This is a genomic window from Caballeronia sp. LZ003 (genome assembly GCF_031451465.1).
GTDB lineage: Bacteria > Pseudomonadota > Gammaproteobacteria > Burkholderiales > Burkholderiaceae > Caballeronia.
The window spans coordinates 1-655 of sequence record NZ_JARUXJ010000122.1; the positions used below are offsets into that span (position 1 = coordinate 1).

1 protein-coding gene is annotated in these 655 nt (G+C 59.1%); it reads right to left on the reverse strand.

The window, feature by feature from the left end:
• A partial coding sequence (locus QCE79_RS33350) for a terminase large subunit domain-containing protein (protein WP_309851751.1) occupies positions 1-655 on the reverse strand: 655 nt, incomplete at both ends.

Here is a 655-nt window from a genome sequence, read left to right on the forward strand (position 1 = left end):
CCCCGGAATGACTCTTCGCCCTCTTCGCGCGCCTTGCGGAACTCGCGCTCTAAAAACGCCTGATCAACAGAGAATCCGAAGTTCGGATTGACCATCGCCAAGTTTTCGACCTTCAGATGTTCCTTCGAGCGCACCATCTCCGGTGGATGCTCATAGATGACCGGCACGAACTGCTTGTCGATAATCTTGCCGTCGCGAACGTCGCGCGCATACTGCAACTTCTTGGCGAACACACCTGCGGGCGGCTCGTTCGACTGCGTGGTCAGGTAGATAACGAAGCCTTCAGGGCGAGCCGCGAGACCGCCGATGGCCTCGCGCAGCATGTCCTCTGCGTTCGCCATCTTCCCGAACAGCCATAGCTCGTCAACAAGCGTGCCGACCGACTTCTTGCCCGATACCGTATTGGCATCAGCCGCCACAACCTTGAGCGTCGCGCCCGTTATGCGGTGCGTGATTGTCTTCACGTGCACCTGAACCTGAAAGATCGGCTCGAGCTCGGGTTCGTGCTTGACCATGTCCCGCGATGGCGCGAAGCTGTTGTTCGCGACTTCGATCGTCGGCGCGAGAATCGCGAATTCGGCCGACTGGCGCTGGTTGACCAGCATCGCGGTCATCATGATGCCCGCCGCAAGCGTCGACTTACTGTTCTTCTTGG